The 14648-nt window shown below is 55.9% G+C and carries 12 protein-coding genes; 3 read left to right on the top strand and 9 right to left on the bottom strand.

What is annotated here, in order from left to right; all coding sequences use genetic code 11:
• The 3 genes from ACTF5G_RS06050 to ACTF5G_RS06040 all read left to right on the top strand — a co-directional run.
• Nucleotides 1–709: transketolase-like TK C-terminal-containing protein (locus ACTF5G_RS06050; RefSeq protein WP_438951926.1), on the top strand; the 709-nt coding region annotated here is incomplete at its 5' end.
• A gap of 15 nt (nucleotides 710–724) precedes the next feature.
• Nucleotides 725–2518 (top strand): dihydrolipoyllysine-residue acetyltransferase, encoded by a 1794-nt coding sequence (gene aceF / locus ACTF5G_RS06045; RefSeq protein WP_438951925.1) that lies wholly within the window; start codon nucleotides 725–727, stop codon nucleotides 2516–2518.
• Between the two features lie 133 nt (nucleotides 2519–2651).
• Nucleotides 2652–3107: a DUF4864 domain-containing protein gene (locus tag ACTF5G_RS06040; protein ID WP_438951924.1), complete on the top strand. Its 456-nt coding sequence runs from the start codon at nucleotides 2652–2654 to the stop codon at nucleotides 3105–3107.
• Nucleotides 3108–3233: 126 nt separating this feature from the next.
• Here ACTF5G_RS06040 and ACTF5G_RS06035 read toward each other — a convergent pair whose 3' ends face one another.
• The 9 genes from ACTF5G_RS06035 to rsxB form a co-directional block, all read right to left on the bottom strand.
• Nucleotides 3234–5060, bottom strand: a complete 1827-nt coding sequence (locus tag ACTF5G_RS06035; protein ID WP_438951923.1) for a DEAD/DEAH box helicase — start codon at nucleotides 5058–5060, stop codon at nucleotides 3234–3236.
• Between the two features lie 104 nt (nucleotides 5061–5164).
• Entirely contained in the window at nucleotides 5165–5614 is a 450-nt protein-coding gene (locus ACTF5G_RS06030; RefSeq protein ID WP_438951922.1) for a YaiI/YqxD family protein, read from the bottom strand.
• A 32-nt stretch (nucleotides 5615–5646) separates the two neighbouring features.
• On the bottom strand, nucleotides 5647–7107 hold the full coding sequence (locus ACTF5G_RS06025) for an SLC13 family permease (protein ID WP_438951921.1): 1461 nt from the start codon (nucleotides 7105–7107) through the stop codon (nucleotides 5647–5649).
• Between the two features lie 90 nt (nucleotides 7108–7197).
• A complete protein-coding gene (locus ACTF5G_RS06020; RefSeq protein ID WP_438951920.1) occupies nucleotides 7198–8922 on the bottom strand; it encodes a thiamine pyrophosphate-binding protein in 1725 nt (574 codons plus the stop codon).
• Between the two features lie 111 nt (nucleotides 8923–9033).
• Entirely contained in the window at nucleotides 9034–9753 is a 720-nt protein-coding gene (locus ACTF5G_RS06015) for an electron transport complex subunit E (RefSeq protein WP_438951919.1), read from the bottom strand.
• Nucleotides 9743–10429 (bottom strand): electron transport complex subunit RsxG, encoded by a 687-nt coding sequence (gene rsxG, locus ACTF5G_RS06010; protein WP_438951918.1) that lies wholly within the window; start codon nucleotides 10427–10429, stop codon nucleotides 9743–9745. Before rsxG ends, ACTF5G_RS06015 begins: the two co-directional genes overlap by 11 nt.
• On the bottom strand, nucleotides 10426–11493 hold the full coding sequence (gene rsxD / locus ACTF5G_RS06005) for an electron transport complex subunit RsxD (RefSeq protein ID WP_438951917.1): 1068 nt from the start codon (nucleotides 11491–11493) through the stop codon (nucleotides 10426–10428). Before rsxD ends, rsxG begins: the two co-directional genes overlap by 4 nt.
• 12 nt (nucleotides 11494–11505) lie before the next feature.
• Nucleotides 11506–14019, bottom strand: a complete 2514-nt coding sequence (rsxC, locus tag ACTF5G_RS06000; protein ID WP_438951916.1) for an electron transport complex subunit RsxC — start codon at nucleotides 14017–14019, stop codon at nucleotides 11506–11508.
• Nucleotides 14016–14648: an electron transport complex subunit RsxB gene (gene rsxB, locus ACTF5G_RS05995; RefSeq protein ID WP_438951915.1), complete on the bottom strand. Its 633-nt coding sequence runs from the start codon at nucleotides 14646–14648 to the stop codon at nucleotides 14016–14018. Before rsxB ends, rsxC begins: the two co-directional genes overlap by 4 nt.

Below are 14648 nucleotides of genomic sequence, written 5' to 3'. Positions count from 1 at the left end.
TGTACCTAACTGCCGCACTTATGACCCTGCCTATGGTTATGAGCTGGTGGTAATTATTCAGGAGGGTTTGCGGGCGATGTTTCAGGCGCGTGAAAATTGCTTCTACTACATCACCACCATGAACGAAAATTATGCACAGCCCGCCATGCCAAAAGGTGTTGAAGAAGGTATTGTTAAGGGTATCTACCTGCTGGAAGCCGAAAAGAATACCAAGCTGAAAGTTCAGTTGATGGGCGCCGGGGCTATCCTTAATGAAGTCCGGGCGGCAGCGGTGATCCTCAGGGACAAGTTCAAAGTGGCAGCTGATATCTGGAGCCTGACCAGCGTTAATCAACTGGCTCGTGACGGCCAGGCGGTACAGCGCTGGAACCGGATGCATCCCGAGAGTGAACCGCAGGTAGCATACATCACTGCCCAATTGCAGGGCAGGAAAGGCCCGGTGGTGGTGGCCACGGACTATGTCAAAACCTATACCGAACAGCTCCGCGCTTTTATTCCCGCCAATTATCATGTGTTGGGCACGGATGGTTTCGGGCGCAGCGACAGCCGTGAAAAACTGCGTCATTTCTTCGAGGTGGATCGCTATTTTATTGCGGTGGCGGCACTGGGGGCGCTGGCTGATGAAGGAAAAATTGATAAATCTCTGGTTGCCAAGGCCATTAAAGAGTTTGGTCTTGATCCGGATAAAGCCAACCCATTGTGCTGTTGAAAACGAGAATAAACTGTGACTTCTGAAACTATTCTGGTCCCTGACCTCGGTGGCGCTGATACGGTTGATGTCATCGAGCTCTGTGTTGCGGCGGGCGATACCGTGGCGCTGGAACAATCCCTTATTGTGCTGGAATCCGATAAAGCCACCATGGATGTACCGAGTCCTCAGGCTGGCCTTGTTAAAAAGCTGTTGGTCAAGGAGGGGGACAGGGTGAGTGAAGGATCACCCATCCTCGAAATCGAGATAACAGCGGGTGATGCGGATACAGAGGAGCAGCCAGCCTCTTCGGAAAAACAGAGCGATGCTGCACAGTCAGAGGAAAAGGATGATACTTCTGCCCGTGCAGAAGAGAATTCTGGATCTGAAACTGTCGAGGAAGTGCCTGACAAACAGACTGAGTTCTCCGCGGCTGGAAGCCCAGCCGCTGAAGAGGATGTTCTGGTGCCGGATATCGGCGGTGCCGATGAGGTTGAAGTCATTGAAATTATGGTTTCAGCAGGAGATCAGCTCGCCGAAGGCGATGGCATTCTGGTGGTGGAAACGGACAAGGCCAGTATGGAATTACCGGCTCCTTTTGCCGGGGAGCTGATCCGGGTAATGGCCCGTGTAGGTGACCGGATTGCCACTGGCGATACAATCGCTCGCATGAAAAAAATGTCGGCTTCCGATCAACCCGGCGTCAGCGATACCCCAGCAAAGCGTGATGAAAAGCCAGGCGAGGACAGAGTATCCAATCCTGCGGAAAAGGCTGATCTCGAATCTGAATCAGGTGGCAAGGCATCCTCTGAAACCGATATTGCTTCCGGTACAAAACCGGAAGTGGCAGAAGAGCCTGTGGCTAGTGAAGAAGAGTCTGATCAACCGGTTGCGGCATCGAAAACAGGCGATGCCGCCGCCGAGGTCTATGCCGGCCCAGCTTCGCGGGCATTGGCTCGAGAATTGGGTGTCGACTTGCAGAAGGTTACAGGCTCCGGGCCACGTGGACGCATTCTCAAGGAGGACCTGCACGATTATGTCAAAAAAGCGGTGGCAAGGTCAGAAAGTGCTGCTGTCTCTGGTGCAACAAACCCAGGGATTCCACCCATACCCTCGGTGGATTTTGCCAGATTTGGTAAGGTTGAGCGGGTCCCATTGCAAAAAATTCACAAGCTGACGGCTGCAAATATGCAGCGCTGTTGGCTCAATGTGCCTCACGTTACCCAATTTGATGAAGCCGATATTACGGAGCTTGAAGCTTTTCGTCATTCACTCAAGGCAGAGGCCGAGAAAAAAGCTTCCCGGCTTACCGTGCTGCCGTTTCTGTTCAAGGCCTGTGGTCATGCTCTGGCGGTCAACCCCTCCTTCAATCGCTCTCTTGCCAGTGATGGCGAGCACTTTGTCGAGAAAAAATATATTCATATCGGCATGGCGGTCGATACTCCCAGGGGGTTGGTCGTTCCGGTAATTCGCGACGTGGATCGCAAAGGACTCTGGCAACTTACCGATGAAATCAATGAAATGGCAGCCAGAGCTCGAGATGGCAAGCTTTCGGCTGCCGAGATGCAAGGGGGCTGTTTCACGATTTCCAGTTTGGGTGCCATTGGTGGCAATGGCTTCACCCCGATTGTGAATGCGCCCGAAGCGGCGATTCTTGGTGTTTCCCGGTCGCAGATCAAGCCGGTCTGGGATGGCGCAGAGTTCAAGCCCAGGTTGATGTTGCCGCTGAGTGTTTCCTATGACCACCGGATTGTGAATGGTGCCGATTGTGGTCGTTTTCTGACCTGTCTGGTTGATGTGATTGCCGATATTCGTCGGTTGCTGCTTTAAATCCGTCGGAGCTTTTCTTTCTGTACCCCGGACAGGGTTGGATTTGGAACTGATCGGCCATGCCGGGCTCTAACTTTTTGTGCTGCTGCTGTCACACTGTGTTTGGCCCATTCAAGCGACCAGAGAACCCGCCATGGTAATTCGACGCTCCCACCTGATTTTCTGCAATTCAGTTATCGCGATCCTTGCGGCTTTGTTCCTTTCCTCGGCCGCCATGGCCAGGGAAAACCTGTTGAGTGAGCCGGATCAGCAGGCAGTGCAACAGGTTATTGTCGGTCAGATATCGGCCTTTAAAACCGATGATTACAGTGCCGCCTATTCCTTTGCTGCGCCCAATGTCAGGCAGGTATTTCCCTCTGTTCAGGTGTTTATCGATATGGTGCGCAGCCAATACATGCCGCTCTACCGGCCTGCATCGTACCTGTTTGGAAGAAACACCCAGTCGGAAGGCCGTGTTTACCAGGAGTTGATTGTCACTGATCTCAACCGCCAACTATGGCAGGTCATTTATACCCTTCGCCAGCAGGACGACAAGACCTGGAAAGTAACCAATGTCGTGATGTATCCCTATGATGGGGTGTCTGCCTGATTCCACAGGGTCGCTGTGGTTGACTGGGGATTCGCATGTGACACTCGGGTTCTCTTTCCAGCAAACAAAAAACCGGGCTTGTTAGCCCGGTTTTTTAAGCAGCCCGTTTTTCGGGGGCGAGGCAACTCACTTTTTGACTCGTGGGCCACTTCTTTTTGGACGTGCTTCCGGTTTTTTGGTTCGTGTATCACCGCACTGTTTGCCGCCCGGCCTTGCCTTCAATGACAGCTTGCCTTTCGTCGAGGAGGGTCTGCGACCGGTTTCATCACCCAGTGGGCTCAGTTTCATCGGTTGTTGGCAAACCCTGACCTTGTTCTTCAGATGATTGAGCAATTCAGGTGGCATGCCTTCGGGCAGGTCAACCGTACTGTGATCGTCATACAGCTTGATCTGTCCGATATAGCGGCTTTCAATGTCTGCTTCGTTGGCAATGGCGCCGACGATATCACCGGGTGTTACGCCGTGGTTCTTGCCCACTTCCATGCGGTATGTGGTCATCTCAAACTCACCGAACTCGTCGCGTTGCTTGCGTTTGTCGGCGGGTTTTTCCTTACGTTTCGGCGCGCGGTCACGAGCTGCAGCATCGGCGGGTTTTCTGTCCCGACCGATGGACTTTTCGTGACTGGCCACTTCGATTGACGCCAGCTTAGGGAAGAGCGGGCGATCCTGTTGTAACTGCCATGCCATTGCCGCAGCGATGTCGGATATGGACAGTTCACGGTCGTGCGCCAGCCTTTCCAGCAACTCACGAAAACGGTCGAGATCCTGAGTGTCGAGATTGCGCAGAATCTGTTCCTGGAACTGCTGAACCCGTTGGGTGCTAACCTCTTCGCCGGTGGGCAATTCCATCGAAGTTACCTGCTGGCCCGTTGACTTTTCAATGGCGCGCAACAAATGCCGTTCTTTGGGTGCGACAAACAGTATCGCAGAACCCTCGCGACCCGCACGACCAGTGCGACCAATCCGGTGCACATAGGATTCGTTGTCATAGGGGATGTCGTAGTTCACCACGTGACTGATGCGATCAACGTCCAGCCCGCGTGCCGCCACATCAGTGGCAACCACGATATCCACATCACCTTTCTTCAGGCGGTTGACGGTGCGCTCACGCAGGGCCTGACTCAAATCACCGTTCAGGGCGGCGGCGGAAAAGCCCCTCGCTTCCAGTTTTTCGGCCAGCTCAACCGTGGTGGATTTGGTGCGCACAAAAATCAGCATGCCATCAAATTCTTCCACTTCCAGAATCCGGGTGAGGGCATCCAGTTTATGGCGGCCCTGTACCATCAGATAGCGTTGGCTGATCCGCTCCACGGTACGGGTTTTGGCGGCGATACTGACTTCCCTGGCATCGCCGAGGTATTTCTTCACCACACGGCGAATAGCCGGGGGCATGGTGGCTGAAAACAGCGCGCGCTGACAGCTGGAAGGAGTTTCCGCAAGGATGGTCTCCACATCATCGATAAAGCCCATGCGCAGCATTTCATCGGCTTCGTCCAGTACCAGAGCGCGGAGCTTGCTCAGATCCAGACTGCGGCGGCGCAGGTGGTCGAGTATGCGGCCCGGTGTGCCGACAATGACCTGCACGCCACGCTGCAGGCCTCGCAATTGTCCGCGCATGTCCTGGCCACCGTATATAGGCAGGACGTGGAAGCTCTTCAGATGACGGGCATAAGTCTGGAAAGCCTCGGCAACCTGAATGGCCAGTTCACGGGTAGGCGCCAGCACCAGAATTTGCGGAGCCGACTGGCTGCTATCCAGGCGACTCAGTAGCGGCAGGGCAAAGGCGGCGGTTTTACCGGTGCCGGTTTGTGCGATACCGAGCAGGTTGGCACCTTCCAGCAATATCGGAATACTTTGGGCCTGAATGGGAGAGGGCTGCTCGTAACCGAGTTCCTGAACAGCCTGAAGCACTGGTTTGGAGATGCCCAGCGATACAAAATCGGGGGAAGACATAAATACGCCTGTATGGCCGTAGGCCGGATGAAAATAGGGGCGCAAGTATACGCGTATCGCTATGAGGGATAAAGAATTTTCCCATCCAGAACAGGTGTCGGAAGCTATTTCGGTCTCACTTCGAGCAGCCTGTCCAGCACATTGGCAAACTGCTGGCGTTCGGTATGACCGAGGCTGCCGGAACCACCTTTTAGATCTCCGGTATTGCGTAATTCCTCCATTAGGTTGGGCATGGCCAGTCGCTGGCGGATATTGGCCGGGGTAAAGTGTTCCCCTCTGTGGCCGATCACCTGTGCGCCTTTCTCAACAGCTTCCGCAGCCAGTGGGATATCGCCAGTAACGACAATATCACCCGCGATCACCTGTTGAGCGATATAGTTGTCAGCCACATCAAATCCGCTCTCCACCTGTCGGGCCTTGATCAGCGGTGAAGCAGGAATTTTTACCAGATGATTGGCAACCAGTGTCAGTGGAATCTGGCAGCGCTGCGCTGCGCGAAACAGAATTTCCTTGATGGGGTTGGGGCAGGCATCGGCATCGACCCAGATATGCATTGGAACTCCCGGTTACAGGTGAAGGCTGGTTCCTAGCCTGTCAGACCCGTTTTCAAAGTCAGGTGCAGGACCAGTGTGATGACCAGCGCCCCGGAGATATTGAGCCAGAAACCGGCTCTGGCCATTTGAGGAATACGGATAATATCAGCACTGAAGACAATGGCATTTGGCGGCGTGGCCACAGGCAGCATGAAGGCAAAACTGGCAGCAATGGTGGCCGGGATAATGGTGGTCAACGGGTCGATGCCCAACCCGATCGCCATGGCCGAAAAGATCGGTACCAGTGTAGTGGTGGTGGCCGTATTACTGGTCAGCTCGGTCAAAAAAATAACCAGAATCACCACCAGTAGCGTCATCACCAGTGGCGGAAAATCCTCTACACCTGCCAGCTGTAGTGCCAGCAGTTCCCCGACGCCCGTGCTACTGATGGCACCAGCCAGAGCCAGGCCACCACCGAACAGCAGCAGCACACCCCAGGGCACCCGCGTTGCTGTATCCCAGTCCATCAGGAATTGGCGTTTCCTGAGGCTTACGGGAATGGTGAACAGTAGCAAGGTGGCGAGAATGGCCACACCGGTATCGCTCAGTCCACCGAGCCAAGGCAATCCTGTCAGCAGTGGTTGGGCAATCCACCCCAGGGCTGTGAGCAGAAAAATTACCAGGGTTAGTTTGGCACCAAGCGTCCATGGTTCGGTTGGCTCATGGAGGAATTTGCCATCAATAGGCGTTTTTCCCGGCGGGTATATGCAGTGGGTCAGCAACCACCAGGTGAGAGGAACAAAGACCACCACCAGGGGCAAGCCTATACTGAGCCAGCGGGTAAAGCTGATTTCGATTCCCAGCTCATTCTGGATAAAAGAGACCGTAAACATGTTCGGCACAGTGCCGACAATGGTCCCCACGCCGCCAATGGACGCGGCATAGGCCACACCCAACAGCAGGCATAGACTGAAGTTTTCCCGGTTGGGCGCATTTTTATCGAGCAGATGGATAATACTGAGCAGCATCGGCAACATCACCAGCACGGTTGCCGTATTGGTGATCCACATGCTCATGGTGGCAGAGACAAACATGAAACCACCGACCAGAGTAGCGGGTTTGGTGCCCACTAGGCGCAGCACCGTCAGGGCAAAGCGGTGGTGCAGATGCCACCGTTCCAGCGCCAATGCCAGAATGAATCCCCCCAGAAACAGGAAAATCATCGGGTGGGCATAGGCTTTGGCGGTGAGATGGATATCACTGGCGCCGACCAAGGGTAGTACGGCAAGTGGCAATAATGCTGTGGCGTAAATGGAAATGGCTTCCGTCAGCCACCAGACCGCCATCCAGGTGGCCAGACCTGCAGTGGCTCTGCCCGGCGTGCCCAACACAATCATTTGATCATTCAGGGAAACCGTCCGGTCTGGAACTATCATGAACACCAGTATGCCCAGCAGGGGGCCGGCGAGGAGAGCCATCAGGCGAAACTGACCGAGCCACGGTGTTGGATTCATAGGCGGGTTCTTGTCATTTATTCGAAGACAGAGCCTAGCAGGCTTTGAGGAACAGTTTAAGCACCCGGTAGTACCAAATCCGCCTACCCATCAGCCAATAATTTTCTCTTTCAGAGCCCGGGCAAACGTTCTGGCCTTTGATGGTCCGGCAAAGTGTTTTGGCCGGGTTGCCCGGATGCCTTCATTGAAGGCGCTTTGCTTGCTGTAATCAATGTGGATATCGATCATTACCGGTCGGCTTTCCTTCGCCAGAGCAAATGCTGTATTCAGGGCTGATTCAATGTCGGCATTATCGTCAATGGCCACATATTCGCAGCCGACTGCGTGGGCAAAAGACACCCAGTCCGCCTCGCCGAGTTTGAGCATTTGTGTTGTCTGACCGGGTAGTTGTCGGGGCTGACTGGAAACCTCGCCGTCATTAAACAGACAGTAAATGATGCCGAGCTGATACTTGCTGGCAGTCAGTGCTTCCATTCCCGTCATCATCATTGCGCCGTCACCGACAAGCCCGATCACTGTTTTTTGTGGGTGAGCCAGTTTCAATGCATTGGCAGCGGGTACCCCATAACCCATGGCATTGAAGTCGCCAGGGCAGATAAATCCCCCGGGTTGGTGGATTGGTAATAATTCTGCAGCCAGAAACATGTGATTGCCATCGTCGCAGGCCACCAGCGCATCGTCTGGCATGTGTTGGCGCAGTGCGGTAAAAAAATGCGCTGGATTGACCCGTTTGCCGGGATGTTTTCGCCAGTTGGCCAGGTAATTTCGTTTGTCGATGGCGATCTTTGCGGTCACTGCATTGTCCATGTTTGGTGCCGACAGGTCTGTATTGATCGCACTTGTCAGTGCGGTAACCACGTCGCACGCGTCGCCGAGAAGAGTCAGTGCCGCCGGGTAATTGGCGTTGAATACCGCTGGATTGATATCCACATGGATCAATGTCTCCGGCATGCTGAGACCGTAGTTGCCGGTGGGGATCTCGGAAAAACGGGTGGCGATTGCCAGCAGGCAGTCACAGTTGGCAAAGGCGTGTTGTGCTGCCGGCACCGCAGCGGGACCAAAACCCATACCGGTGTGCAGGGGGTGATTGGCTGGAAAAACACTCAGCCCGTGCAGGGTTGTTGCAACCGGTGCATTGAGATGGACAGCCAGTGCCTTTATGGACTCGCTTGCTTCGCGGGCTCCCCAGCCAACCAGTAACCCCGGATGTTCCGCTTTGCTCAGCATCTCGCCGGCCAGCTCAATGGCAGCCATATCCAGCGGTGGATTGATTCGATGTCCGTTGAAAACAGGCAGCGAGCCGGCGTCAGTTCTACGGGTCTGGAGGTTGACCGGAATTTCCACAAAGGCCGGGCCGGGCTCCCCCTCTATCGCAGTGCGGTAGGCTTCAAAAATGGTGGGTACAATATCCGTAACGTGTTCGACCAGATAGGTTGCCTTGGTGATGGGTGTCAACAGGGCTCGATGGTCGATATCCTGTCGCTGAAAACGGTGGTTGGTTTGATAATCAACACCACCGGCAATGACTAGCAGTGGAATGCCACCGAGAAACGCCTCACCGATACCACTTGCCGCGTGGGTAACGCCGACACCGGGTACAATCAGCAGTGTGCCGATCGTATTTGTCGTGCGGCTGATGGCGTCGGCCATGAAAGCGGCCGAGACTTCATGAGTCACCAGGTAGGGGGTAATGGTTTCGGATTGCTGAAGTTCGGCATAAATCGCTGTGTTGTGAAAACCGGGTATCCCGAAGGTGTGAGTGACTCCGATATGCTCCAATGCATATCGGGTAAGCCATGCGCCGGTTTTTTTCATGCGTTCCCCCAGATATCCTGAACTCGAACAGCTTGATGCTATGAGGCGTGCAGGGCAGAGTCAACGGCGGAGAGGGAACGGTTTTTTGCCGTCAGGTTTTGTCGAAAACCCTCAGTTGATTGCCCCGGTCGTCCGCACTCGCTTGGCCCCTTTGGTCACCGGTAACTGGCGGCTCATTCTGCGCCGTTCAACACGATTGTCGATGACATTTTTCAGGGCAATCAGCATCCCTGCCACCAGAAAAGCCCCTGGCGGCAGGATGATCACCAGAAATCCGTAACCATTGCCAAATAGCTGCAATGACCAACTCTCGGCCACCGGCCCGAACAGCAGATGCATGTTGGCAAACAGCGTACCGCTGCCCAGGATTTCCCGGATGGCCCCGATCACCAGAAGCACCAGTCCGAAACCGGCGCCCATCATGAGTCCATCCAATGCGGATGCGCCCACAGGATTTTTGCTGGCAAATGCCTCGGCGCGCCCAAGAATAGCGCAGTTAGTGACGATCAATGGGATAAAAATTCCCAGAATGACATACAACTCGTAGGTGAATGCCTGCATCAGCAATTCCGTGCAGGTGGTAAATGTGGCAATGATCATCACAAAAGCCGGGATCTTGACCGCTTCCGAAACCTGGCGGCGAATCATCGACACCACGATATTCGAACCCGTCAGTACCAGCATGGTGGCGAGGCCAAGTCCCAGGGCATTGACTACCGACCCGGTGACGGCCAGCAAGGGGCACAGGCCAAGCAATTGCACCAGTGCCGCGTTGTTGGTCCACAGACCATTGCGGGTGATGTCGCGATAGGTGGTGGTTTCATCCGCCATTTTTGTCATCCTTTATCGCTGGTTGTGGAGTTGCAGCAGGCCGTTGGGCGGCTTTCAGCAGTCGCTCCCGGTCTGCATTAAAGTATTGCAAGGTTTTGCGTACCTGATTAACCACGGCTCGTGGCGTGATGGTCGCGCCGGTGAACTGGTCAAAATCCCCGCCATCTTTTTTCACTTTCCAGTTGTCAGGTGACGGGTTGCGCAGTGATTTTCCGTTGAAACCCAGGATCCAGTCACTCTTGTTCAGATCGACTTTGTCACCCAGGCCGGGAGTTTCCCGATGGGAAATCACCCGAACCCCCGCCACTGTACCGTCCAGATTGATACCGATAATCATCTGAATATCACCGCTGTAGCCATCCTCGGCCACAGAGGGCAGTATGACGGCGACCAATTCGTCATCCTGACGGGCAATATTCGCCACGCCATCCTCGATACCCAGGACTGGCCAGAATTCAGCGGGGATCACCACTGTATCCACCAGCAAGTCATTGGTGTGCCTGTCCAGCGGGACGATTTCCAGCAGGGCCCGCTTGGCGACCTCGCGCTTGGCGTCGGCGATGGGTTCCTTGGTCCCGAGAAAGGTGACCGACAGCAGTGCCGCCGTAATCAGGGCAAACAGGCCCAGCAGCAGGCTGTTGAAACTGATGGACTTACCCAGCGAAGCCATGCTCATTCCTTTTTCTCCGTTGCGTGGCGGGGTTTTTTGTGACCATAGGTTCGGGGCAGTGTGTAGTTATCAATCAGCGGGGCGGCAAAGTTCATCAACAGGACGGCGAAAGCAACCGCATCCGGGTAGCTCCCCCAACTGCGAATAATGAAAATCAGTACGCCGATCAGCGCACCGAAAATCAGTCGGCCGCGGTTGCTGGTGGCGGAACTGACCGGGTCAGTCAGAATAAAGAACGCGCCCAGCATGGTGCCGCCAGAGAGCAGATGCATGAGGGGTGAGCCGTGGCTGGCAGAACTGCCACTGTCATAAAACAGGGCCGCACAGACACTGAGACTGACCAGCATGGCAACCGGGCCGTGCCAGGTAAACACCCGGCGATAGAGTAGGAAACAACCCCCCAGCAAAAAGCCCAGATTGACCCATTCCCAGCCCGCCCCGGCCCAGTCACCGAGATTGAACAACGGATCCTGTTCGTACAATTGGTTGATCAGCAGCCCATTATTCTGCCGGAGTACGTCCAGTGGTGTTGCTGCGGTAAAGGCGTCCACTGTGTCCATGCCGGGCAAGCTGAAGACAATCTTTAATGCGGCCAGGAATCCGGGCAGTGAAGCGCCCTCCGCGTATAACGGCAGTGGTGCAGGCCACGCGGTCATCTGTACGGGAAAGGAAATCAGCAGCACCACATAGCCCACCATGGCGGGGTTGAACGGGTTGTAGCCCAATCCGCCATAGAGGTGTTTGGCAATCAGGATGGCAAAGCTGGTACCTATGAGAACTACCCACCAGGGCGCCAGGGGTGGCAGGGCCAGGCCCAGCAGCACAGCGGTGACCAGTGCACTGCAGTCGCGCAGGTAAAACATCACGGGCCGTTTGCGAAGACGCATCACAGCGGCCTCACAGAGTATGGCTACAGTGCTTGCCAGCAGAATATTGATCAGTGAGCCCCAGCCGAAAAACAGCGTCAGCGCGATCAGGCCGGGAAGGGTCGCGAGCAGCACCAGTCGCATGACCGAGCCTGTGCTCTGAGCCGTATGCGCATGGGGTGATGTGATTTTAAGCAACGCCATAGCGAGATCCGGTCAAGGGTGGTATTCGGTGAGCTGTTGCTCAGCCTCGGTCAGTCTGATCTGTAGTTTTTCCGCAGCGGCACGCAGGCTGTCCACGTGCTCAGAGCGCTCTGCTTCCGCTTCTCTCAGTTTGATGCGGGCTTTCTCCAGACGGCTTTTCAGAGAGGCAACCGTTTGGCGCAGCTTATCCTGCTCGGACATGCCGGCCAGTTCTGCCACCCGCGCCTGTGCCCGGGCAATCGCCGATGAGGCTGCATCACTACTGTCTTCATCGGCAGTCGATGACGAGCTGGCGATGGCATCCAGTTGCTGCTGCGTGTCCAGCAACTTGTTCTGTAATTTTTCCAGGCCGGACTGCAGGGCATTGACGTATTCTGACTCGCCGGCCTTCGCCTCATCCAGTTTAGCCTTGGCTTTCTCGATACGCCCTTCCAGTGCAATTACAGTTTGACGGAGCTGTTCTGCCGTCGGCATGTCACGGGTGGTCGCTGCTCGTGCCTGAGCCCGGGCAATCGCCGTCGTCGCGGCATCGGTGGTTTCGCGGGTTACAGGAATATTGCCAGCATCCTCTGGCAGCGCTGCCAATGCTTGTTGTGCATCGACCAGTTTGGCCTGCTGTTTTTCAAGGCCACTTGTCAGAGCGGCTTTCAGACTCTCATCATCGCTGTCGGCAATTTTCTGCCGGGTGGCCGCAATCCGTTCTTCGCAGCTGGCAATTTTGTTTTCCAGCGTTTCCCGGGGGCTGGCCTGTAGTCGATCCATCACCCTGTCGGTATTCCCCGAGCCAGCGGTATCGTCGAGTTGCACCCGTTTTTTGCGGGCATCCTCGAGTCGCCGCCGGGCATCCTCGACGGCGGCCTGGGCCTGTTCCTGTTGTTGCCCGGTGCCCTCGTGGCGAATTGCCTCAAGCCGTTTTTCCACGGTGTGCAAATGGCTTTCCGCCCGGGCAATGCCGCGCTCAAGTCTGGCCTTCTGTTCCTCGGGAGAGGCCTGATGCTCGGCGGCACGGGCCATGGCTGCCTTGACAATATCCTCGCTTCCCGAGGACCCGTTGCTGCCCTCGGCAGCCAGCGTCTTGGCCTGTTCAGCCGCCTGTTTGCGGGCTTCCCGCTTGGCAGCTTTGGCCATTTCTTCCTGCTCCTTGCGGGCTTTTTGGAATTCGAATCGAGCTCTGGCTCTATCAGATTTGATTTTTTCCTGTGCCTGCTTGCGAATTTCACCTTTGGCAGCCCGGTAATACTGCACCAGCGGGATATTGCTCGGGCAGACATAGGAGCAGGCCCCACACTCGATGCAATCGAACAGATTATGGGCTTCGAGTCGTTCGTGGTTGTGCGACTGGGCATACCAGAACAGCTGCTGGGGCAGCAGGCTGGCGGGACAGGCCTCCGCGCACATGCCGCAGCGAATACAGGGCTGAGCCGGTAGCGGAGTGGGCGATTCTTCCCTCGACGGCGCAAGAATACAGTTCGTGCTTTTAATGACCGGTATATCGGGGTCAGTGAGGGTGAAACCCATCATCGGACCACCCATGATCAGTCGGGAGCAGTTGTCCTGATCAAAGCCGTTGTGCGCAAGCAGGTGGGTGATCGGCGTGCCGATCAGTACCTCATAGTTCCGGTTGGTAGCGCAGGCTCGCCCGGTTACCGTGGTGATGCGGGAGATCAGCGGCTCGCCGCAATAAATGGCCTTTTGGACCGCGAAAGCCGTGCCCACATTCTGACAGACAATGCCGATGTCCGCAGGCAGCCCTCCGCTGGGGACCTCACGGCCGGTGAGGATCTGAATGAGTTGTTTCTCGCCACCGGAGGGGTAGCGCGTGGGGAATGCAACCAGTTGAATATGCGTATCCCGGACAAAGGGTTCCAGTGCCGCGTGCGCTTCGGGTTTGTTGTCTTCTATACCGATCAGCACTTCTTCCGGACCGCCGAGAATATAGCTGAGGATCTGGATGCCCTCCACTATGGCCTGAGCCCGCTCGCGCATCAGCATGTCATCGGCGGTGATGTAGGGTTCGCACTCAGTCGCGTTGATAATCAGGGTGGTGATGGCCTTGCGGGGAGACAGCTTGACTGCTGAGGGAAAACCGGCACCGCCGAGGCCGGCAATTCCCGCCTGACGAATCATTTCCAGTAATTTGGCCGGACTGTAATCCTGAAAGGAATACGTTGCCGTATCGATGCCCGCGAAATCAATCCACTGTTCCTGCCCGTCCGGTATCAGCGTGATGCAGCGAGCCGCCATACCCGAGGGGTGAGGGATCGGATAGTCACTGATATCGCTGATCGTACCCGATGTGGAGGCATGAACGCCGACACTGACCAACCCACTGGGTTCGGCGAGCTCCTGCCCCTTGAGAACATGATCTCCGGCAGTCACCAACAGCCTGGCCGGTGCGCCCATATGCTGGTTGAGCGGAATAACCAACTTTTCCGGCAAGGGGAGCGTGCCGATCGGCAGTTGCACCGACTGCTGCTTGTTTTCCGGTGGGTGGACACCGCCGATCAGATCCCAGATCTTTCTCATGCCGCCTGGTCTCCCCGATCCGTGGCGATGATGTCAGCAGAGTGCTCCCGGGCCTTGAGTTGCTCCCCGGCGGGAGGTGGCATATCCCATGTCCAATCAGACAGGCCCTGAGATACCGGGATCATATCAATGCAGTCCACCGGGCAGGGTTCCACGCACAGGTCGCAACCGGTGCACTCACTGGCGATGACGGTATGCATCATTTTGGCGGCACCGAGAATGGCATCCACCGGGCAGGCCTGGATACATTTAGTGCAGCCAATGCATTCGTCTTCGCGGATAAACGCCACGGTTTTAATGGCGTTCTCCTCGCCGTGCGCGGCATCGAGCGAGGGGGCTTCAACGCCCAGCAGAGTGGCCAGTGCATTAATGGTGCTCTGGCCGCCGGGAGGGCACTTGTTGATTACATCGCCATTGGCAATGGCCTGGGCGTAAGGGCGGCAGCCGGGATAACCACATTGACCGCACTGGGTCTGGGGTAACAGGTTATCGATCTGCTGGACAATCGGGTCGCCTTCAATACGGAATTTAATGGCGGCAAAGCCCAGCACAGCACCAAACACCAGTGCCAGCCCCACCAGTGCAACCAGTGCGGCGATCAGCGGATTTTGAAGAATCAACTCAAGCAC

The sequence above is a fragment of the Porticoccus sp. genome (assembly GCF_965660005.1).
GTDB lineage: Bacteria > Pseudomonadota > Gammaproteobacteria > Pseudomonadales > Porticoccaceae > Porticoccus.
Note: the sequence above shows the minus strand (reverse complement) of the source record. Positions and strands in the feature narration are given on the sequence as shown.

Coding starts and splice junctions, on each gene's coding strand:
- ACTF5G_RS06040 (WP_438951924.1), top strand. CDS start 2,652: ATGGTAATTCGACGCTCCCACCTGATTTTCTGCAATTCAGTTATCGCG.
- ACTF5G_RS06035 (WP_438951923.1), bottom strand. CDS start 5,060: ATGTCTTCCCCCGATTTTGTATCGCTGGGCATCTCCAAACCAGTGCTT.
- ACTF5G_RS06030 (WP_438951922.1), bottom strand. CDS start 5,614: ATGCATATCTGGGTCGATGCCGATGCCTGCCCCAACCCCATCAAGGAA.
- ACTF5G_RS06025 (WP_438951921.1), bottom strand. CDS start 7,107: ATGAATCCAACACCGTGGCTCGGTCAGTTTCGCCTGATGGCTCTCCTC.
- ACTF5G_RS06020 (WP_438951920.1), bottom strand. CDS start 8,922: ATGAAAAAAACCGGCGCATGGCTTACCCGATATGCATTGGAGCATATC.
- ACTF5G_RS06015 (WP_438951919.1), bottom strand. CDS start 9,753: ATGGCGGATGAAACCACCACCTATCGCGACATCACCCGCAATGGTCTG.
- rsxG (WP_438951918.1), bottom strand. CDS start 10,429: ATGAGCATGGCTTCGCTGGGTAAGTCCATCAGTTTCAACAGCCTGCTG.
- rsxD (WP_438951917.1), bottom strand. CDS start 11,493: ATGGCGTTGCTTAAAATCACATCACCCCATGCGCATACGGCTCAGAGC.
- rsxC (WP_438951916.1), bottom strand. CDS start 14,019: ATGAGAAAGATCTGGGATCTGATCGGCGGTGTCCACCCACCGGAAAAC.